The sequence below is a fragment of the Streptomyces sp. NBC_01426 genome (genome assembly GCF_036231985.1).
Classification (GTDB): domain Bacteria; phylum Actinomycetota; class Actinomycetes; order Streptomycetales; family Streptomycetaceae; genus Streptomyces.
Window position 1 is genome coordinate 2,495,954 of the sequence record NZ_CP109500.1, and the last position, 20,165, is coordinate 2,516,118.

A 20,165-nucleotide genomic window follows, 5' to 3' on the forward strand; every position below is an offset into this window, starting at 1 on the left:
AACCGACGAGGGACTCAGAGACCGACGATGGCGTTCCAGCGCTTGGCGAAGGAGCGCCGTTCCACCGAGGAGATGTCCCGGGCCACGACGAGGCGCTCGCGCATCTCGTCGTCGGGGAAGATCAGCGGGTTCTCCGCCAGTTCCGCCGTCTCCTTGTCGTCGGAGCCCGCCAGCACCTCTCGGGCGGCCGGGACCGGGCAGACGTAGTTGACGGACGCCGCGAGTCGGGCGGCCACCGCCGGGTCGTAGTAGTGGTCCACGAGGGCCTCGGCGTTGGCCTTGTGTCGCGCCAGGTTGGGAACGAGCAGGCTCTCGGCCCAGAGCTCGGCTCCTTCCTCGGGCACCACGAACTCGATGTCGGGGTTGTCGGCCTGGAGTTGGATGACGTCGCCGGAGTAGGCCTGGCAGGCGAGGACGTCGCCCTTGCTCAGGTCGGAGGTGTAGTCGTTGCCGGTGAAGCGGCGGATGTGCCTCTTGCGCACCATGCGCTCGACCTGGTCGCACATGCGGTGGAAGTCCGCCTCGGTCCAGCGGGTGACGTCCACGCCGTCGCCCTGCATCAGCAGGGCGAAGGACTCGTCGAGCCCGGAGAAGAGCGTCACCTTGCCGGCGAGATCGGGCTGCCAGAGGTCCTTGACGGACTTGAGCTCCCGGCCCAGGGCCTTGCGGTTGTAGGCGATGCCGGTGATGCCCGACTGCCAGGGGACGGTGTGCAGCCGGCCCTCGTCGAAGGCGGGGGAACGGAGCTGGGGATCGAGGTACTTGGCCACGTTGGACTGGGCCGAGCGGTCCATCTTCTGGGCCCAGCCCAGGTGGACGAAGCGGGCGGCCATCCAGTCGCTGACCACCACGAGGTCGTGGCCGGTCTCCTGGTGGTTCATGAGCGCCGGGCTGATCTTGCCGAAGAACTCGTCGTTGTCGTTGATCTCCTCGGTGTACCGGACCTCGATGCCGGTCTTCTCCGAGAACTCGTCCAGCGTCGGCCGGCGCGCCTCGTCCTCCTCGTCGGTGTCGATGTAGAGCGGCCAGTTGGAGAAGGCGAGGCTCCGGTCCCGGGCGGATCGGTCCGGCCCCTCCCGCCGGTCCTCGGGGACGAATGCGGCGGGGACCCCGCAGGCGGTGAGCGCGGCCGGCAGGACCACGGCGCCGAGGCCGCGCAGCGCCGAGCGCCGGGAGAAGGCGAGTTCAGGCATGGCCACAGCCTCGGGCAACGCGAAGGGGCGGACAATAGACAACGTGTCTACTGCCCGCCCCTTCAGCGCTGTGCGCTGATCAGTGCGATCGCCGCGGCGAGAGGTCAGCCGTCGAGCGAGGTCATGACGTGCTTGATGCGGGTGTAGTCCTCGAAGCCGTAGGCGGAGAGGTCCTTGCCGTAGCCGGACTTCTTGAAACCGCCGTGCGGCATCTCGGCGACGAGCGGGATGTGGGTGTTGATCCACACGCAGCCGAAGTCGAGGTTCTTGGACATGCGCATCGCGCGGCCGTGATTCTTGGTCCACACCGAGGAGGCGAGGGCGAACTCGACGCCGTTCGCGTACTCCAGGGCCTGGGCCTCGTCCGTGAAGGACTGCACGGTGATGACGGGGCCGAAGACCTCGTTCTGGATGATCTCGTCGTCCTGCTTCAGCCCGGAGACCACGGTCGGGGCGTAGAAGTAGCCCTTCTCGCCGACCCGGTGGCCGCCCGCCTCGACCTTGGCGTGGGCGGGGAGGCGCTCGATGAAGCCGGCGACCTGCTTGAGCTGGTTCGGGTTGTTGAGCGGCCCGTACAGCACGTCCTCGTCGTCCGGCTGCCCGGTCTTGGTGTCCGAGGCGGCCTTGGCGAGCGCGGCCACGAACTCGTCGTGGATCGACTCGTGCACCAGCACGCGGGTGGCGGCGGTGCAGTCCTGACCGGCGTTGAAGTAGCCGGCGACCGCGATGTCCTCGACGGCCTTGGCCAGGTCGGCGTCCTCGAAGACCACGACGGGGGCCTTGCCGCCGAGCTCCAGGTGGACGCGCTTGACGTCCTTCGAGGCGCTCTCGGCGACCTGCATGCCGGCGCGTACCGAGCCGGTGATGGAGGCCATGGCCGGGGTGGAGTGCTCCACCATGGACTTGCCGGTCTCGCGGTCGCCGCAGACGACGTTGAAGACGCCCTTGGGCAGGACCGAGTCGATGATCTCGGCCATCAGCACGGTGGAGGCCGGGGTGGTGTCCGAGGGCTTGAGCACCACGGTGTTGCCCGCGGCGATCGCCGGGGCGAACTTCCACACGGCCATCATCATCGGGTAGTTCCACGGCGCGACCTGGGCACAGACGCCGACCGGCTCACGGCGGACGATCGAGGTCATCCCGTCCATGTACTCGCCGGCCGAGCGGCCCTCCAGCAGTCGGGCCGCACCCGCGAAGAAGCGGATCTGGTCCACCATCGGCGGCAGCTCCTCGCTGGCCGTGAGGCCCAGCGGCTTGCCGGTGTTCTCCGACTCGGCGGCCACGAGCTCGTCCGCGCGCGCCTCGAAGGCGTCCGCGATCTTGAGCAGGGCCTTCTGCCGCTCGGCGGGGGTGGTGTCGCGCCAGCCCGGGAAGGCCGCGGCGGCCGCGGCCATGGCCGCGTCCACGTCGGCCTGACCGGACAGCGGTGCGGTGGCGTACGCCTCGCCGGTGGCGGGGTTGACCACCTCGGTGGTCCGCCCGTCGGCGGCGTCCTTGAACTCCCCGCCGATGTAGTTGCGCAGACGACGCAGTTCGGTGGTCACTACAGCCACTCTCCTGATCACATGTCCAACGATTGAGACGATTCCCCAAGCCTAGCCCCTCGGCCGACGCTTTCGACAGAGCCAGACACCATCAACTACGAAATCCGTGCAATCAGAGACGTCGAACAACGAATTTCATCGGTTACGGCTTGCGGAACAGACGACTCCTCGTGCACAGTGAGGTCGTGGTCAGTCGAAGCGCAGATTCCAGGAACAGACAACCGTCCCCTTCGGTCGATGCTGTGTCCCTGGCGATCATCGAGCAACTGCAAGAGGACGGACGCCGTCCCTACGCAGCCATCGGCAAGGCCGTCGGCCTGTCCGAGGCAGCCGTGCGCCAACGCGTACAGAAGCTGCTCGACCAGGGCGTCATGCAGATCGTCGCCGTAACGGACCCGCTCACCGTGGGCCTGCGGCGCCAGGCAATGGTCGGCATCAACGTCGAGGGCGACCTCGACCCGGTGGCCGACGCACTGACCTCGATGGCCGAGTGCGAGTACGTGGTCATGACCGCGGGCTCGTTCGACCTGATGGTGGAGATCGTCTGCGAGGACGACGACCACCTGTTGGAAACGATCAACAAGAAGATCCGCGCGCTCCCCGGCGTGCGATCAACCGAAAGCTTCGTTTACCTGAAGCTGAAGAAGCAGACCTACATGTGGGGAACCCGATAACCGTGAGCCAGGACCTCTCCAAGACCGCGTACGACCACCTGTGGATGCACTTCACCCGCATGTCGTCCTACGAGAACGCCCCCGTCCCCACCATCGTCCGGGGCGAGGGCACCTACATCTGGGACGACAAGGGCAAGCGCTACCTCGACGGTCTCGCCGGACTGTTCGTGGTCAACGCCGGTCACGGCCGCAAGGAACTGGCCGAGGTCGCCTACAAGCAGGCGCAGGAACTCGCGTTCTTCCCCATCTGGTCGTACGCGCACCCCAAGGCCGTCGAGCTCGCCGAGCGTCTCGCCCACTACGCCCCCGGTGACCTGAACAAGGTCTTCTTCACCACCGGTGGCGGCGAGGCCGTCGAGACCGCCTGGAAGCTGGCCAAGCAGTACTTCAAGCTCCAGGGCAAGCACACCAAGTACAAGGTGATCTCCCGCGCGGTGGCCTACCACGGCACCCCGCAGGGCGCCCTGTCCATCACCGGTCTGCCGGCCCTGAAGGCCCCCTTCGAGCCGCTGGTCCCCGGCGCGCACAAGGTGCCGAACACCAACATCTACCGCGCCCCGATCTTCGGCGACGACCCGGAGGCCTACGGCCGCTGGTGCGCCGACCAGATCGAGCAGGAGATCCTGTTCGAGGGCGCCGACACCGTCGCCGCCGTGTTCCTGGAGCCGGTGCAGAACGCCGGTGGCTGCTTCCCGCCGCCGCCCGGGTACTTCCAGCGGGTCCGCGAGATCTGCGACGAGTACGACGTCCTGCTCGTCTCCGACGAGACGATCTGTGCGTTCGGCCGCCTCGGCACGATGTTCGCCTGTGACAAGTTCGACTACGTGCCGGACATGATCACCTGCGCCAAGGGCATGACCTCGGGCTACTCCCCGATCGGTGCCTGCATCATCTCGGACCGCCTCGCGGAGCCCTTCTACAAGGGTGACAACACCTTCCTGCACGGCTACACCTTCGGCGGCCACCCGGTCTCCTCGGCGGTCGCGCTGGCCAACCTCGACATCTTCGACAAGGAAGGCCTCAACCAGCACGTGCTGGACAACGAGGGCGCCTTCTTCTCGACGCTGAAGAAGCTGCACGACCTGCCGATCGTCGGCGACGTCCGCGGCAACGGCTACTTCTACGGCATCGAGCTCGTCAAGGACAAGGTCACGAAGGAGTCCTTCACGGACGAGGAGACGGAGCGCGTGCTCTACGGCTTCCTCTCCAAGGCGCTCTTCGAGAACGGCCTGTACTGCCGCGCCGACGACCGTGGCGACCCGGTCATCCAGCTGGCCCCGCCGCTGATCGCGGACCAGGGCACCTTCGACGAGATCGAGGGCATCCTGCGCTCGGTACTCACGGAGGCGTGGACCAAGCTGTAGGCAAGGCCCGCGACAAGCGGTAAATCGTCCGAACCACACGGCCCGGATCCCCCGTTCGAGTGAGAACGCGGGGGTCCGGGCCGTGTGCTGTCACCATCCAAGACGTTCATCTCTTTACATCTCATTGCGGCGCCAGTGACCGAACCGGCTCCGCTTCGTTCCCCCGGACGGAGGTGTACGCCATGGTGGCTCCGGCAGACAATGATGTGCTCTGGGCGCGGTCCCTGCACTACTCCCACAGCGGTTCACCAGGCCTCATCGGCGTCTCCGTCGGCGTACGCCAAGGTGAGATCCTGGCCGTGACCGGCCCCCGCGGAAGCGGCAAGACCACCCTGCTGCGCTGTCTCGTCGGACAGCTGGTGCCGGAACAGGGCGAGGTCTGGTTCAACAGCGTCCCCGTGCACACCATGGGAGCCGCGCTCCGCGAACGGCTGCGCCGCGACCGGTTCGGCTGGATCGGCCCCGAGCCCGGATTGCTGCCCGAACTCAGGGTGTGGGAGAACGCCGCGCTGCCGCTGCTCCTCGCCGGCACCCCGCACCGCGCCGCCAAGAGCGCCGCGTGCGAATGGCTGGACCGCCTCGACATCGGCGGCTTCGCCCGCAAGCGCCCCGGCGCCCTCACCCGGGCCGAGTCACAGCGCGTCGCCCTCGCCCGAGCCCTGGTCAACGAGCCCACGGTGATCTTCGCCGACGAGCCGACGGCCTCCCTGCACCGCACCGAACGCGCCCTGCTCCTGCGCACCCTGACCACGGCGGCGCGCTCGCACGAGATCTCCGTGCTGCTCGCCACCCACGACGAGGAGATCGCCACCGTCGCCGACCGACGGATCGAACTGCTCGACGGACGCCCGGCCGCGGTCGCCGCCGCAGCCGGCCCGCTCACCACGGAGGACCAGGCCGCGTGCTCGCTCTCCGCCTAGCCCGAGGCTCCCGGCCGCTGGTCCAGCTGCGCCGGCTGCTCGTCGCCACCGCCTCCGCCGGTACCGGGTTCCTGCTGCTGTACGTGCTGGCCGGAGCCATGGCTCGACCCGCCGGATCGTTCCCTCGGCTGCTGTGGGCGCTCGTCCCGCTCGCCGTCACCGTGCAGTTCGCCGTCGCCGTGGCGCGGACCGACCCCGCGACCCGGCCCCGGGAGGGCATGGACGCGGTCGGCCTGGGCCCCGTACGGCGCACCCTCGTCGCCGCGATCTCCACCGCCGTCGCCTGCGCCCTGGGCGGCGCCGTGGCCCTGGCCGCGTTCCTGCACCTGCGGGGCGACCTGGGCGGGCTGCCGTTCGACGGAGCCGGCGCCGAGCTGCTGCACGCCGAACAGCCACTGCCGGTGGCGGGCGCCCTGACCCTGCTGGCCCTGATCCCCCTCGCCGCCTCGGCGGCGGTGGCCCTCGCCCTGCGCTCCCGTCCTCCCCTGGCCGGGCTGTCCCCGCAGAGCGGGGTCCCCTGGGGGGTCGCCCTCACCGCCTCCGGCCTGACCGTCGAGACCTACGCCGGACGGGGCAGCGCCGCCGTGCCGACCGGCTGGGCGCTCATCGCCCTGGGACTCGCCCTCGCCGGGCCGGGCGTGGCCTTCGCCTGCGGAACCCTGGTGCAGGCCGTCCGCCCGGGTGCGCTCCGGCTGCTCGCCGGGCGGACCCTCCAGGAGGAGGCGCCGCGGCTGGGCCGTCCCCTCGGAGTGCTGTGCGCGATCGGGGCGGCCGGGCTCACCACCCTCGCCGTGCGCGACGCCGACGGTTTCCTGCCTCCGCTCGGCCCGCTGACCGGTCCGGCCGCCGTGCTCGTGGCGCTGTGCGCGGCTGCGACTCTCCTCACATCCGCGGTCGAGTCGCGGCAGTCCCGCACCGCCGTCCGGGACACCCTGAACGACCTGGGAACCCCCGGAACGGTGCTGCGTACGGCCGTCACCGTACGCGCGACTGCCCTGCTCGCCGTATGCGTATCCCTCAGTTGGGGTGTGGCGCAACTGACGTCTCTCGCGTTGACCCGCTGACTGACGCAGCCCTTAGTGTGGGCCGAATGGTCAACCCAGACATCGAGATCGAGACGCTCGCCGAATTCGACCAGGTCGCCGCTCGGGGTTCCCTGAGCGGCTACCGGGTCCAGTCGGTCAACCTGCTGGAGCGGACGTTCGCGCTGCTGTCGGCCGACACCTCGGCCGCCGTGTTCCTCGGCTGTGCCATGGAGCCCGACGCCTCCGCGAAGGTCCGCGCCGACGGCGCCCTGGTCTTCCCGCCGGTGCCGGACCTGCCGTTCAACCCCTACCGGGGTCTGCTCTACACCGCGGACGAGCTGTTCACCGGCCTGCGGGAGGGCTACGAGGCCACCCCTGACGCCCAGGCGTACGCCTGGTTCCAGGAGATCAAGGCCGACGGCGACATCTACGCCTCGATGCTGCGTTCCATCCACGACGACGCCGTCTCCGACGCCCTGGACGAGCACCTCGCCGGTGCCCGGGTGGTGGGAGTGATGGGCGGCCACGCCATGGCCCGCGGCGGTACGGACTACCTCGGCGCGGCGGAGCTCGGCCGGACCCTGACCCGGTCCGGGCTGACCGTGGCCACCGGCGGCGGCCCGGGCGCGATGGAGGCCGCCAACCTCGGCGCCTACCTGGCCCCCGCCCCCGACGACGCGCTGCCCGAGGCGCTGGAGATGCTGGCCAAGGCCCCTTCCTTCACGCCGTCCGTGTCCGACTGGGCGAGAGCGGCCTTCGCCGTGCGGGAACGCTGGCCCGACGGCGGCGACTCGGTGGGGATCCCGACCTGGTTCTACGGGCACGAGCCGCCGAACCCCTTCGCCGGCCACATCGCCAAGTACTTCGCGAACGCCACCCGCGAGGACGGACTGCTGGCGCGGTCCACCGCGGGCGTGGTCTTCCTCCCGGGCGCCGCGGGGACCGTCCAGGAGATCTTCGACAACGCCACGCCGAACCACTACGAGTCGCGCGGCGAACCGACCCCGATGGTCCTGGTCGACCGCGCCCACTGGACGGAGCACCTGCCGGCCTGGCCGCTGCTCCAGGCGCTGGCCCGCGGCCGGTCGATGGAGTCGAGGATCGCCCTGGTGGACTCGGTGGACGAGGTCCCGGCGACACTCGCTTCGATGCGCTGACCCGACAAGGCAACTTCCCGGCCGATTCGCACGTCTGGTAGAGGTACCGCAAAACCTGCCAGACGTGAACGGAGCCCTCTGTGCTCATAGGCCTGCTGACCGCGATCGCGGCGTCCATCTGCTACGGCACGGGATCCGTCCTGCAAGCCGTCGGCTCGCGCCGGGCGGCCCGGATGTCCCCGGCCGCGGCCGGGGTGACCGCGCACGGCGGACCGAACCTGTCCTCGACCGCGAAGGCGGCGATGACCTGGGAGTTCATCGTCGGCACGATCCTGGACTTCGTGGGCTTCGGCCTGGGCGCGCTCGCGGCGCGTCTCCTCCCGCTGTTCCTCTCCCAGACCGTGATCAGCGCCAACCTCGTGATCACCGCCGTGCTCAGCGTGAAGATGCTGGGTATCCGGCTCACCCGCAAGGAGTGGACCTCCATCGGGGTCGTCTGCGCGGCGCTCGTGCTGCTGGCGACGGCCGCGGGGCACGAGGGCGGCCATCACGCGCCGATGTCCACGCACTGGTGGCTGCTCGCGATCACCCTGCTGATCATCGTGGGCGGCACGGTGGCGGTCCGGTTCCTCGGCGGCCGGGCCGCGATCCTGGCCGGTCTGCTGTCCGGCCTGGCCTTCGGCGCGCTGGGGGTGGGCGTCCGCATCCTGAACGGCGTCGAGCCGTTCGGCCTGGGCGCCCTGCTGTCCGACCCCGCCCTCTACGCCATCCTCGTGGCGGGCATCGGCGGCATGTACCTGCACACGGTGGCCCTCCAGATCGGTTCCGTGAACGGGGCCACGGCCGCCCTGGTGGTGGGCGAGACGGTGCTCCCGGGCGCCATCGGCGTCCTCCTGCTGGGCGACGCCTCCCGCCCCGGTCTGGCCTGGCTGGCGGTCCTGGGCTTCGTCCTCGCGGTGACGGGCGCCGTGGCGGTGGCCTGGTACGGCAATCACGACGGCGCCGAGGCTCCGGCGGAGTCCCCGGACCCGGTGCCGGTCGCGTAACCGCCACACCGCCGTACTGCCGTACGGGGAACGCGCCCGCCCCCGGATCCACCGCCCTCACGGGGCGAAGGGTCCGGGGGCGGAGCCGTGTCGGCGCCGGATCGGCCCCGGTCAGTCCTGCGCGGGCAGGACGACGACCTCGCCGGGGGTGAACGTCACCGCGATGCGGTCCCCCACGACCGGTGCCCCGACCGGCCCGCACTCGGCCTCCAGCGGCGGACCCGACTCGGGTCGCAACAGCAGTCCCACGTGGGTCCCCCGGAAGGTCCGCGACTCCACGACGCACGGCAGCCCCTCGGCCGCCGGCGTCACCCCGGCGGCCCGGATCAGGAGCAGGCGCTCCCCCTCCTGCGAGCCGTCCGGCACCGGGACCTTCCCCCAGGGGGTGGCCGCGGCGCCGCCCGACACCGTCGCCGGGACCACGTTCTCGAAGCCCAAGAACCGTGCCACGAACTCCGAGGCCGGCCGCTCCCACACCTCCAGCGGGGTCCCCACCTGCGCGATCCGCCCGTCCCGCATCACCACGACCCGGTCGGCCAGCGCGAAGGCCTCCCCCTGGTCGTGGGTGACCGCCAGGACGGTCGTGCCCAGCCGGGAGAACAACCCCTGGAGTTCCACCACCAGTCGCTCGCGCAGTCCCCGGTCCAACTGGCCCAGCGGTTCGTCGAGCATCAGCAGGCGCGGGGACGGGGCGAGCGCCCGCGCCAGCGCGACCCGCTGCTGTTCGCCGCCCGACAGCGACGCGACGGCGCGGCGCCCGGCTCCGGGGAGCCCGACCAGGTCCAGCAGTTCCTCGACCCGGCCCGTGCAGGCGTCGCGCGAGGAACCCCGCATCCGCAGCCCGAAGCCGACGTTGCCGGCGACGTCGCGGTGCGGGAACAGTTGGTGGTCCTGGAACATCAGGCCCACCCCGCGCCGGTGCACCGGCACCGCGGCCTGGTCCGCGCCGTCCAGGAGCACGCGTCCGGCCGAGACCGGCTGGAGCCCGGCGACCACCCGCAGCAGCGTGGACTTCCCGCTGCCGCTCGGCCCCAGCACACAGACGATCTCGTGCTCGGCGACCTCCAGGTCCACGGCGTCCACGACGTCCCGCGCGCCGAGGCGGACCGACACCCCGTCCAGCCGAAGCAGCGTCATCAGAACTCTCCCGAGGTCTTGTCGGGTCGCAGCCGCTCCAGCACCAGCAGGGACACCGCGCACACCAGCATCAGAATCGTGCTCAGGGCCATCGCCTGCCCGTAGTTCAGTTCTCCGGCCCGCCCCAGCAGCCGCGCCACGGCCACCGGCAGCGTGGGGCTGTCGGCCCGGGCGATGAAGACGGTCGCCCCGAACTCGCCGAGCGACACGGCGAAGGCGAAACCGGCCGCGATCAGCAGGGCCCGCCGTACCAGCGGCAGGTCCACTTCCCGCCAGGCCCGCAGCGGCGAGGCACCGAGCACGCCGGCCGCCTCCCGCAACCGGCCGTCGACGGCGCGCAGCACGGGCAGCATCGTCCGCACCACGAACGGCACTCCGACCAGGGCCTGCGCCAGAGGCACCAGGATCCACGAGGTGCGCAGGTCGAGCGGGGGCTCGTCCAGGGTGATCAGGAATCCGAAGCCGACCGTCACGGCGGACACGCCGAGCGGCAGCATCAGCAACGCGTCGAAGCCCCGTACGAACCGACCCGCCCGCCGGGTCAGCGCCGCGGCCGCGAGTCCCCCGATGAGCAGGGCGATGGCGGTGGCCGCCAGCGCGTACCGCAGGGAGTTCCCGATGGCCTCCAGCGGCGGGACCAGGAACGTCCCGCCCCCCGCGCCCACGTCCGCCAACGCCCGGTAGAAGTCGAGGCCGTACCCGCCGGGGGCGTCGAAGGACCGTTCCACCAGGACGCCCAGCGGCAGCACGATCAGCAGCGCCACGGTCAGCAGCACCCCGCCCAACAGGGCGCGCTGCGCCACGCCCTTGGGCCGGTGCGCGGTCCGGGCCGGATCCACGAGCCGCAGCGCCGTCTCCCGCTTGCGCACGGTCCAGGCGTGCACGCACAGGATCAGCCCGACGGCGGCGAACTGGATCATCGTCAGCACGGCAGCCGTCGACAGGTCGAGCAACTGCGCGGTCTGCCGGTAGACCTCCACCTCCAGGGTGGCGTAGGACGGCCCGCCCAGGATCTGCACGACACCGAAGGAGGTGAACGTGAACAGGAAGACCATCAGCGAGGCGGCGGCCACGGCCGGCCCGAGCGCGGGCAGCGTCACCCGCCGCCAGGCCGCGAACCGGCCGGCGCCCAGCACCCGGGCGGCCTCTTCCTGCCGCGGGTCGAGCTGCGCCCAGAGTCCGCCCACCGTCCGTACGACGACGGCGTAGTTGAAGAAGACGTGGGCCAACAGGATCGCCCAGACGGTGGTGTCGAGGCGAACGCCCCACGTCTCGTCCAGCAGTCCGTTGCGCCCGACCAGCGCGAGGAACGCCGTGCCGACCACCACGGTCGGCAGCACGAACGGAACCGTGACCACCGCCCGCAGCAGTTGCTTGCCCGGGAACTCGAAGCGCGCGAAGACGTACGAGCCGGGGAGCGCGATCAGGAGCGTGAGCGCCGTCGACGCGAGCGCCTGCCAGGTGGTGAACCACAGCACGTCGGCGATGTCGGGCCGGGCCAGTACCTCGCCGATCCGGCCGAACTGCCACCCGTCGTCGGTCTTGAGTCCGCGCCCGACGATCGCGGCGACCGGATAGGCGAAGAACAGCCCGAAGAAGACGAGCGGGATCGCCATCAGGCCCAGCCTGACCAGCGTGGCCCGCGTCCCCTCCTTCGGGCTCACCCGTCCTACTTCACGGCGAGCGAGGACCATGCCTTGACCCACTGCTCACGGTTCTTGGCGATGGTCTCCGGCGCGACGTTCTCCGGCTTCTCGATCACCACACCGTGCTTCGTGAAGAGCTCCGGCAGCGCCGCGTTCTTGACGACCGGGTTCACGAACATGTTCAGGGGCATGTCTTCCTGGAACTTCTTGCTGATCAGGAAGTCGAGGAGGGCCTTGCCCCCCTCCTCGTTCTTCGCGCCCTTCAGCAGGCCCGCGAACTCGATCTGGCGGAAGCAGGTGCCGGTGGAGACACCCGTCGGGGCCTCGGCCGGCTTCGGCTCGCCGTACAGCACCTCGACCGGCGGGCTGGAGGCGTAGGAGACGACCAGCGGGCGGTCGCCCTTGGCCTTCTTGCCGCCCGCGGAGCCGGAGAACCGCTCGTTGTAGGCCTGCTCCCAGCCGTCGACGACCTCGACGCCGTTGGCCTTCAGCTTGGTCCAGTAGTCCTTCCAGCCGTCCTCGCCGTACTTGCCGACGGAGGCGAGCAGGAACCCGAGACCGGGCGAGGAGGTCGCGGCGTTCTCGGTGACCAGCAGGTCCTTGTACTCCGGCTTGATCAGGTCGTCCAGCGTCTGCGGCGGGGCGATCTTCTTGTCGGCGAAGTACTTCTTGTCGTAGTTGACGCAGATGTCGCCGGAGTCGATCGGGGTGACCCGGTGCTCCTTGTCGAGCACGAACTCGGGCTTGACCTCCGCCAGGCCCTTGGCCTCGTACGGGGTGAAGATGCCGTTGTCGAGGGCACGCGACAGGAGGGTGTTGTCCACGCCGAAGAAGACGTCGCCGCGCGGGGAGCCCTTCGTGAGGATCTCCTGGTTCAGGGCGGCGCCGGCGTCCCCGGACTTCAGCTTCTTGACCGTGTAGCCGCTCTGCTGCTCGAACTCCTTGAGGACCGCGTCGCTGACGTTGAAGGAGTCGTGGGAGACGAGCGTGACGGTCTTGGACTTGGGGGCGTCGCTCGCGCCCGCCGACGGCTTGTCCTTGGTCCCGCCGTCGCCGCAGGCGCTGAGGGTGCCGACGCCGAGCGCGGCCACGAGCGCGAGGCCCGCGTACTTCCTGGTGGTGCTCACTGGTGAATTCCTCCTGGGATGTCCAGGAGAAGACGCGGCCCGGCCCGGCGCTCTGTGGAGCGGACGCCGGGCAGGGCGCAACAGCTTGAGTGGTGACCGAACTTCCTACCCCGAATGACCGGGGCGAGGTTCAGAGGGTCTGCGGTGACGGTTACCGCACTCTCAGCGCTGTGGCGCTCCCCTGTCGGAATATGAAATTTGTTCGGCCACAGAGTACCCCGTGGCCGAATGTGACCGGCTGGAAACGGAACCTAGCGCTCCGAAGCGGCCAGCTGGCCGCACGCGCCGTCGATCTCCTGACCGCGGGTGTCCCGTACGGTCACCGGCACCCCGTGGCGGGCGATGGCCTCCACGAAGGCCTTCTCGTCCTCGGGACGCGAGGCCGTCCACTTCGAGCCGGGCGTCGGGTTCAGCGGGATCAGGTTGACGTGCACGCGCTTGCCCTTGAGGAGCTTGCCGAGCAGGTCACCACGCCAGGCCTGGTCGTTGATGTCGCGGATCAGGGCGTACTCGATGGAGATGCGACGGCCGGACTTCTCCGCGTACTCCCAGGCGGCGCCCAGCACCTCGCGGACGTTCCAGCGGGTGTTCACGGGGACGAGGGTGTCGCGCAGCTCGTCGTCCGGAGCGTGCAGCGACACGGCGAGACGGCACTTGAAGCCCTCGTCGGCGAACCGCAGCATGGCCGGGACCAGACCGACGGTGGAGACGGTGATGCCGCGCTGGGACAGCCCCAGACCGTCGGGCTCCGGGTCGGTCAGCCGACGGATGGCGCCGACGACCCGGTTGTAGTTGGCCAGCGGTTCGCCCATGCCCATGAAGACGATGTTGGACAGCCGGGCCGGCCCACCGGGGACCTCGCCGTCGCGCAGCGCGCGCATGCCGTCCACGATCTGGTGCACGATCTCGGCCGTGGACAGGTTGCGGTCCAGACCCGCCTGGCCGGTGGCGCAGAAGGGGCAGTTCATCCCGCAGCCCGCCTGCGAGGAGATGCACATGGTGACCCGGTCCGGGTAGCGCATCAGCACGGACTCGACGAGCGTGCCGTCGTGCAGCTTCCACAGGGTCTTGCGCGTGGTGTCGTCATCGCACGAGATGTGCCGCAGGACGTTCATCAGGTCCGGCAGCAGCTCTTGGCGGAGCTTCTCCCGCGAGGCGGCCGGGATGTCCGTCCACTCCGCCGGGTCGTGCGCGTACCGCGCGAAGTAGTGCTGGGAGAGCTGCTTGGCCCGGAACGGCTTCTCGCCGATCGCGGCGACCGCCTCGCGGCGCTCGGCCGGGGTCATGTCGGCGAGGTGCCGGGGCGGCTTCTTCACCCCGCGAGGGGCGACGAAAGTGAGCTCTCCCGGAACAGGGCGGGCCATGGCAGGTACTCCTCGTAAGACGAAAGGCGCGCCGCAGAAGCAGCACGCCTTTCAAGAGTAACCGGAGGCCGGTGTCAGCCGGTGCCGACGAAAGCGGCCAGCAGCAGCCACACCACCGGAGCGGTCGGCAGCAGGGAGTCGAGCCGGTCCATGATCCCGCCGTGTCCCGGGAGCAGGGTCCCCATGTCCTTGATGCCCAGGTCCCGCTTGATCATCGACTCGCCGAGGTCGCCCAGCGTCGCACTGACCGCGACGGCCAGCCCCAGCAGCAGGCCCTGCCACCAGACCCCGCCGTCGACCAGGAACTCCATGCAGAGCGCGCCGGCCGCCATCGCGAAGGCCACCGCCCCGAAGAGCCCCTCGCGGGTCTTCCCGGGGCTGATGCGCGGCGCGAGCTTGGTCTTGCCGAAGCGCCAGCCCACCGCGTAGGCGCCCGTGTCACTGACCACGGTCAGGACCAGGAACGTCACCACCCGCTGCGGACCGTCGTCGGCCGCGAGCAGCATCGTGACGAAGGTCGCCAGGAAGGGTACGTAGAACGCCGCGAAGACACCCGCCGTGACGTCCTTGAGGTAGTCCTCGGGCGGCTCGGTCATCCGCCAGACCAGGACCGCGAGCGCGGTCAGGGCCATGGCGACCCAGGCTCCCTCGGCACCCCGTACGTACCCGGCGATGATCATGGCGGCGCCACCGACCGCGAGCGGGACGAGCGGCGCCTCGATGCCCTTCTTCTCCTGGAGCCGGGAGGTGAGCTCCCACAACCCCACGACGACCGCGACGACGACGACGCCGACGAAGACCGCCTTGACGATGAAGAGGGAAGCGAAGATCACCGCACCGAGGCCGACGCCGACCCCTATGGCGGCACGCAGATCCCGCCCCGCACGCTTCTTCTGCGGTGGGGGCGAGGGGTCCTGCGGTGCCTGCGAGGGCGGAGGCGGGGGGCTGGGCATGGGCTCCTGCGGCGGCGTCTCGTCGCGGAAGAGGGGGCCGCCTGCGGCGGCGGCCCCCCGATCGCGTGCTTCCCGGTCGTCGAAGTCACGGCCGGCGGCATCGGGCACGATGGGCATGGGCCGAGTCTGCGGGCCCGCCTGCGCATCGTATGCGGGACCCGCCGGAACCGGCTCCGGCTGCCAGGAAGAGTCGTTCATCAGACTTCGAGGAGCTCGGCTTCCTTGTGCTTCAGCAGCTCGTCCACCTGCGCGACGTACTTCGCGGTGGTGTCGTCGAGCTCCTTCTCGGCGCGGCGCACCTCGTCCTCGCCGGCTTCCTTGTCCTTGACGAGCTTGTCGAGGGCGTCCTTGGCCTTGCGACGGACGGCGCGGATGGAGACCTTGGAGTCCTCGGCCTTGGTGCGCGCGACCTTGACGTACTCCTTGCGGCGCTCCTGCGTCAGCTCGGGGAAGGTCACCCGGATGATGCGGCCGTCGTTGCTCGGGTTGACCCCGAGGTCGGAGTCGCGGATGGCCTGCTCGATGTTGCGCAGCGCGGACGCGTCGAAGGGCGTCACGACCGCCATGCGCGGCTCGGGCACGGCGAAGGAGGCGAGCTGGTTGATGGGCGTGATGGCGCCGTAGTACTCCGCCACGATCTTGTTGAACATCGCCGGGTGCGCACGTCCCGTGCGAATCGCGGCGAAGTCTTCCTTGGCGACGACGACGGCCTTCTCCATCTTCTCCTCGGCCTCGAGGAGGATTTCTTCGATCACCACGTGCTCCTGCATGTCAGATATGGATGGTTCAGGCGGGCGGGGCGGGCCGGTCCGCGGCGTGCGTGGACCGGCGATGCGGAGGTCAGACCCGGGTGCCCTGGTCGCTCACGAGCGTGCCGATCTTCTCACCCTTGACGGCGCGGGCGATATTGCCCTCGGCGAGCAGTTCGAAGACCAGGATCGGCAGCTTGTTGTCGCGGCAGAGCGTGATCGCCGTGGCGTCGGCGACCTTGAGGTCCCGGGACAGCACCTCGCTGTACTCCAGCGCGTCGAACTTCACCGCGTCCGGATTGGCCTTCGGGTCGGAGTCGTAGACCCCGTCGACACCGTTCTTGCCCATGAGCAGGGCTTCGGCGTCGATCTCCAGGGCGCGCTGGGCCGCCGTGGTGTCGGTGGAGAAGTACGGCATGCCCATGCCGGCGCCGAAGATGACGACGCGCCCCTTCTCCAGGTGCCTCACGGCACGCAGCGGGATGTACGGCTCCGCGACCTGGCCCATGGTGATGGCGGTTTGGACGCGGCTGTCGATGCCTTCCTTCTCCAGGAAGTCCTGGAGGGCGAGGCAGTTCATGACGGTGCCGAGCATGCCCATGTAGTCGGACCGCGCACGGTCCATGCCACGCTGCTGCAGCTCGGCGCCGCGGAAGAAGTTGCCGCCGCCGATGACGATCGCGATCTCCGCGCCGTCTCGGACAACGGCCGCGATCTCGCGGGCGATGGCGTGCACGACGTCAGGGTCGACACCCAGTCCGCCGCCGCCGGAGAAGGCCTCACCGGACAGCTTCAGCATGAAGCGCCGGCCCTTCTTCTCGTGGTCGCTCTTGTCGTCGGAAGCGGTGTGGGTGTCCACGCCCTGATTCATGGAGATCTCCTCGTGCACATACGAAGAAGGCCATTGCCGGTGGGTCCTCGCGGTTCCCTCTACGGCAATGGCCTCCTCGTCAGATCTGCGGTCGTCCTGCGCAAGCGTGGACGACTGCTTCAGACCCTACCGGGGTCCGGTGTCCGTCGCGTACGGACGGACTCAGATGCCGACCTTGATGCGGCTGAAGCGCACCAGGGTGACACCGGCCTCGTCCAGAACCTTCTGGACGGACTTCTTGTTGTCCAGCGCGTACGGCTGGCCGAGCAGCGTGGCTTCCTTGAAGAAGCCGTTGACGCGACCCTCGACGATCTTGGCGATGGCAGCCTCGGGCTTGCCCTCCGCGCGGGTGATCTCCTCGGCGACGCGACGCTCGGACTCGACCTTCTCGGCCGGCACGTCTTCCTTGGCGAGGTACTGCGGGGCGAACGCGGCGATGTGCTGCGCGACGCCGCGAGCGACCTCGGCGTTCTCCTTGTCGAGCTCGACCAGGACGCCGATCTGGAACGGCAGGTCGGGCATCGTGCGGTGCATGTACGCCGAGACGTAACCGCCGGTGAACTGCGCGAAGCGGTCCAGGACGATCTTCTCGCCGAGGTTGGCGTTGGCCTCGTCCACGAACGCCTGGACGGTCTTGCCGGGAGCGATCTCGGACGCGAGCAGCGCCTCGAGGTCGGCCGGGGACGTCGCGGCGATGTGGGCGGCCAGCTCGTTGGTGACGGCCTGGAACTTGTCGCCCTTGGCGACGAAGTCCGTCTCGCACTTCAGCTCGACGAGGACACCGGAGGTGTTGTCGTCGGCGATCAGGGAGGCGACGGCACCGTTCTCGGCAGAACGGCCTTCGCGCTTGGCGACGCCCTTCTGACCCTTGATGCGGAGCGCCTCGATGGCCTTGTCGACGTCGCCGTCGGACTCGACCAGTGCGTTCTTGCAGTCCATCATGCCGACGCCGGTGAGCTCGCGGAGCTTCTTGACGTCAGCGGCGGTGTAGTTCGCCATGAGTCTGTGATTCTCTCTCGAAGTCGTAGATCTACGGGTGAACGGCGGAGGAGTCGCGCTTGTGGCGCGGCTCCCCCGCCGTCATCGTCCGTGCTGCGAGTGCCCGGCGCGTGAACGCCGGGCGCTCTCAGTGGGTCAGGCCTGCTCGGCGTCGGCGGCCGGAGCCTCGGCGGCCGGAGCCTCGACAGCCTCGGCGTCGGCGGCCGGAGCCTCGACGGCCTCGGCGGCGGGGGCCTCGGCAGCAGGGGCCTCGGCAGCGGCCTCGGCCGGAGCGGCCTCGGCGTCGTCAGCCTTCTTCTCGCCCTCGAGGAGGTCGCGCTCCCACTCGGCGAGCGGCTCGGCGGCGGCCTTCTCGCCCGGCTTCGAGTCGCCGGTCGCAGCACCGGAGCGGGCGATGAGGCCCTCGGCGACGGCGTCGGCGATCACGCGGGTGAGCAGGGTGACGGAGCGGATCGCGTCGTCGTTGCCCGGGATCTTGTAGTCGACCTCGTCGGGGTCGCAGTTGGTGTCGAGGATCGCGACGACCGGGATGTGGAGCTTGCGCGCCTCACCGACGGCGATGTGCTCCTTCTTGGTGTCGACGATCCAGACGGCGCTGGGAACCTTCGACATCTCACGGATACCACCGAGGGTCTTCTCCAGCTTGATCTTCTCGCGAGAGAGGACCAGGAGCTCCTTCTTGGTGAGACCCGAGGCCGCGACGTCCTCGAAGTCGATCGCCTCAAGCTCCTTCAGACGCTGAAGGCGCTTGTAGACGGTCGAGAAGTTGGTGAGCATGCCACCCAGCCACCGCTGGTTGACGTACGGCATGCCGACGCGGGTCGCCTGCTCGGCGATGGCTTCCTGAGCCTGCTTCTTGGTACCGACGAACATGATGGAGCCACCGTGCGCGACGGTCTCCTTCACGAACTCGTAGGCGCGGTCGATGTACGACAGCGACTGGAGCAGGTCGATGATGTAGATGCCGTTGCGCTCCGTGAAGATGAAGCGCTTCATCTTCGGGTTCCAGCGGCGGGTCTGGTGACCGAAGTGGACGCCGCTTTCCAGCAGCTCCCGCATCGTTACGACGGCCATGGCCATCTCCTTGTTTTCTCGGTTTGGTTCCTGACGCCCCGCCGCGCCCTGCCCCCTGAGAGGGGACCGAGAGACGCTTTCACGTGGCCTGACCGGCCGGTGCTGGGGCGTGCGAAGTCGACCCGGTGACCCGGATCGCCACAAGAAGTGTACGGGACCCGGCGGTATGCCGGGTGACGCGTTTGTCCACACCGGGCCGGCCGTCCACAGGCCCCGGCAGGGCCGGCGGGAGCGCGGCACGCTGGCCCGCATGACGACACTGCTGCTGACACTGCTGCTCGCGCTGTCCCAGGCGTTCACCTCGGGAGTGCGCCCGCTGCCGCCCCCGCTGGTCGTGGCCCGCTGGTGGGATCCGCCCCCGACCCCGTACGCCGCCGGACACCGGGGCGTGGACCTGGCGGCGCCGGTGGGCGCGGAGATCAGGGCGCCGGGCCCCGGTCGGGTCCACCACGCGGGGCCGGTGACGGGGCGGGGGGTCCTCTCGCTCACGCTCCCGGGCGGGCTGCGCACGACGTACGAGCCGGTCCGCCCGCTCGTCGTCGAGGGCGAGGAGGTCGTGGCGGGGCAGGTGGTGGCGGTCCTCACCGAGGGCGCGCACTGTCCGCGGCCCTGCCTGCACTGGGGTCTCCTGGCCGGCGAGACCTACCTCAACCCCTTGGGGCTGCTCCCCCGCCCGACCCCCCGGCTGCTTCCCGGTCCCGGTCGGCCGTGACGCTCCGGCCGTGACGCTCCGGCGGTGACACGACGCCCGCGACCGGGGGTCGCGCGCCCGCAGGGTCATCAGCCCCGGACGCCCCGCAGTGCCATGGCGACGGCGGCGTCCGTGATCACGACCGGGTCCTCCGCGGCGCCCAGCTCGATGCGTCGGACGGCCGCGTCCACGACGCCCTGGAGCAGCATCGCCGCGAGGCGCGGTTCGGCGTGCCCGAGGCCCGCGAGCGCCTCGACGATCATCGCGACCAGCCCGCCGTGCGCGGCGCGGATCTTCTCGCGCGCGCCGGCGTCCAGCTCGCTGGCCGAGATCGCGACGACCGCGCGATGCCGCCGGTCTCCCACGAGCCCCAGCTGACTGCGGACGTAGGCCTCGATCTTGGCCTCCGGCGACCCGGCGGAGGCCATGGCCGACTCGATCTCGGCGGCCCACACGGGGAAGTCCACCGCGCACAGCTCTTCGACGACGGCCGCGCGCGACCGGAAGTACTCGTAGACGGACGACCGGGCGAGACCGGTCCGCTCCGCCAGGGCGGGGAAGGTCAGCGCCTCCGTACCGCCTTCGGACAGCAGGGAACGCGCGGCGTCCAACAGGGCGCCGCGCTGCATCGACCGGTGCTCGGCCACGGAGGCCGCTCGAATCCTGGGCACACGACCACTCTACGGACGTC

General features: G+C 70.1%; 19 protein-coding genes. 7 read left to right on the forward strand and 12 right to left on the reverse strand.

Annotation, left to right across the window (positions count from 1 at the left end; all coding sequences use genetic code 11):
* Positions 1–14 precede the first annotated feature (14 nt).
* Entirely contained in the window at positions 15–1,193 is a 1,179-nt protein-coding gene (locus OG906_RS10695; RefSeq protein WP_329442081.1) for an ABC transporter substrate-binding protein, read from the reverse strand.
* A gap of 104 nt (positions 1,194–1,297) precedes the next feature.
* On the reverse strand, positions 1,298–2,737 hold the full coding sequence (locus OG906_RS10700; RefSeq protein WP_329442083.1) for a gamma-aminobutyraldehyde dehydrogenase: 1,440 nt from the start codon (positions 2,735–2,737) through the stop codon (positions 1,298–1,300).
* A 170-nt stretch (positions 2,738–2,907) separates the two neighbouring features.
* Between OG906_RS10700 and OG906_RS10705 the strand changes: the two genes are divergently transcribed.
* The 6 genes from OG906_RS10705 (at position 2,908) to OG906_RS10730 (ending at position 8,863) form a co-directional block, all read left to right on the forward strand.
* Positions 2,908–3,411 (forward strand): Lrp/AsnC family transcriptional regulator, encoded by a 504-nt coding sequence (locus tag OG906_RS10705; protein WP_053675186.1) that lies wholly within the window; start codon positions 2,908–2,910, stop codon positions 3,409–3,411.
* Positions 3,396–4,775 carry an aspartate aminotransferase family protein gene (locus tag OG906_RS10710; protein ID WP_329442086.1) on the forward strand — a complete coding sequence of 460 codons (1,380 nt, stop codon included), beginning with the start codon at positions 3,396–3,398 and terminating at the stop codon, positions 4,773–4,775. Before OG906_RS10705 ends, OG906_RS10710 begins: the two co-directional genes overlap by 16 nt.
* A gap of 182 nt (positions 4,776–4,957) precedes the next feature.
* Entirely contained in the window at positions 4,958–5,695 is a 738-nt protein-coding gene (locus OG906_RS10715) for an ABC transporter ATP-binding protein (RefSeq protein WP_329442087.1), read from the forward strand.
* A complete protein-coding gene (locus OG906_RS10720) occupies positions 5,677–6,759 on the forward strand; it encodes a hypothetical protein (protein WP_267828673.1) in 1,083 nt (360 codons plus the stop codon). Before OG906_RS10715 ends, OG906_RS10720 begins: the two co-directional genes overlap by 19 nt.
* Positions 6,760–6,785: 26 nt before the next feature.
* Positions 6,786–7,877 (forward strand): LOG family protein, encoded by a 1,092-nt coding sequence (locus OG906_RS10725; RefSeq protein WP_267797582.1) that lies wholly within the window; start codon positions 6,786–6,788, stop codon positions 7,875–7,877.
* Between the two features lie 80 nt (positions 7,878–7,957).
* Entirely contained in the window at positions 7,958–8,863 is a 906-nt protein-coding gene (locus tag OG906_RS10730; RefSeq protein ID WP_329442091.1) for a DMT family transporter, read from the forward strand.
* Positions 8,864–8,974: 111 nt separating this feature from the next.
* Here OG906_RS10730 and OG906_RS10735 read toward each other — a convergent pair whose 3' ends face one another.
* From OG906_RS10735 to rpsB, 9 genes are all read right to left on the reverse strand, one after another.
* Positions 8,975–10,000, reverse strand: a complete 1,026-nt coding sequence (locus OG906_RS10735) for an ABC transporter ATP-binding protein (protein WP_329442092.1) — start codon at positions 9,998–10,000, stop codon at positions 8,975–8,977.
* Complete coding sequence (locus tag OG906_RS10740) at positions 10,000–11,616, reverse strand: ABC transporter permease (RefSeq protein WP_329447989.1); 1,617 nt, start codon at positions 11,614–11,616, stop codon at positions 10,000–10,002. Before OG906_RS10740 ends, OG906_RS10735 begins: the two co-directional genes overlap by 1 nt.
* 53 nt (positions 11,617–11,669) lie before the next feature.
* A complete protein-coding gene (locus OG906_RS10745) occupies positions 11,670–12,773 on the reverse strand; it encodes a thiamine ABC transporter substrate-binding protein (protein WP_267828671.1) in 1,104 nt (367 codons plus the stop codon).
* Between the two features lie 251 nt (positions 12,774–13,024).
* Positions 13,025–14,137, reverse strand: a complete 1,113-nt coding sequence (rlmN, locus tag OG906_RS10750; protein WP_150517606.1) for a 23S rRNA (adenine(2503)-C(2))-methyltransferase RlmN — start codon at positions 14,135–14,137, stop codon at positions 13,025–13,027.
* A 74-nt stretch (positions 14,138–14,211) separates the two neighbouring features.
* Positions 14,212–15,288 (reverse strand): phosphatidate cytidylyltransferase, encoded by a 1,077-nt coding sequence (locus tag OG906_RS10755; RefSeq protein ID WP_329442096.1) that lies wholly within the window; start codon positions 15,286–15,288, stop codon positions 14,212–14,214.
* Entirely contained in the window at positions 15,288–15,845 is a 558-nt protein-coding gene (gene frr, locus OG906_RS10760) for a ribosome recycling factor (RefSeq protein WP_053675274.1), read from the reverse strand. Before frr ends, OG906_RS10755 begins: the two co-directional genes overlap by 1 nt.
* 85 nt (positions 15,846–15,930) lie before the next feature.
* Entirely contained in the window at positions 15,931–16,710 is a 780-nt protein-coding gene (pyrH, locus tag OG906_RS10765) for a UMP kinase (RefSeq protein WP_267797587.1), read from the reverse strand.
* A 162-nt stretch (positions 16,711–16,872) separates the two neighbouring features.
* Positions 16,873–17,709 carry a translation elongation factor Ts gene (gene tsf, locus OG906_RS10770; protein ID WP_053675167.1) on the reverse strand — a complete coding sequence of 279 codons (837 nt, stop codon included), beginning with the start codon at positions 17,707–17,709 and terminating at the stop codon, positions 16,873–16,875.
* A 135-nt stretch (positions 17,710–17,844) separates the two neighbouring features.
* Positions 17,845–18,783 (reverse strand): 30S ribosomal protein S2, encoded by a 939-nt coding sequence (gene rpsB / locus OG906_RS10775; RefSeq protein WP_329442099.1) that lies wholly within the window; start codon positions 18,781–18,783, stop codon positions 17,845–17,847.
* Positions 18,784–19,033: 250 nt separating this feature from the next.
* On the opposite strand from rpsB, the gene OG906_RS10780 reads away from it, so the two are divergent.
* A complete protein-coding gene (locus OG906_RS10780; RefSeq protein ID WP_329442101.1) occupies positions 19,034–19,495 on the forward strand; it encodes a M23 family metallopeptidase in 462 nt (153 codons plus the stop codon).
* A gap of 68 nt (positions 19,496–19,563) precedes the next feature.
* Here OG906_RS10780 and OG906_RS10785 read toward each other — a convergent pair whose 3' ends face one another.
* Positions 19,564–20,121: a TetR/AcrR family transcriptional regulator gene (locus OG906_RS10785; RefSeq protein WP_329447990.1), complete on the reverse strand. Its 558-nt coding sequence runs from the start codon at positions 20,119–20,121 to the stop codon at positions 19,564–19,566.
* Between the last annotated feature and the right edge of the window lie 44 nt (positions 20,122–20,165).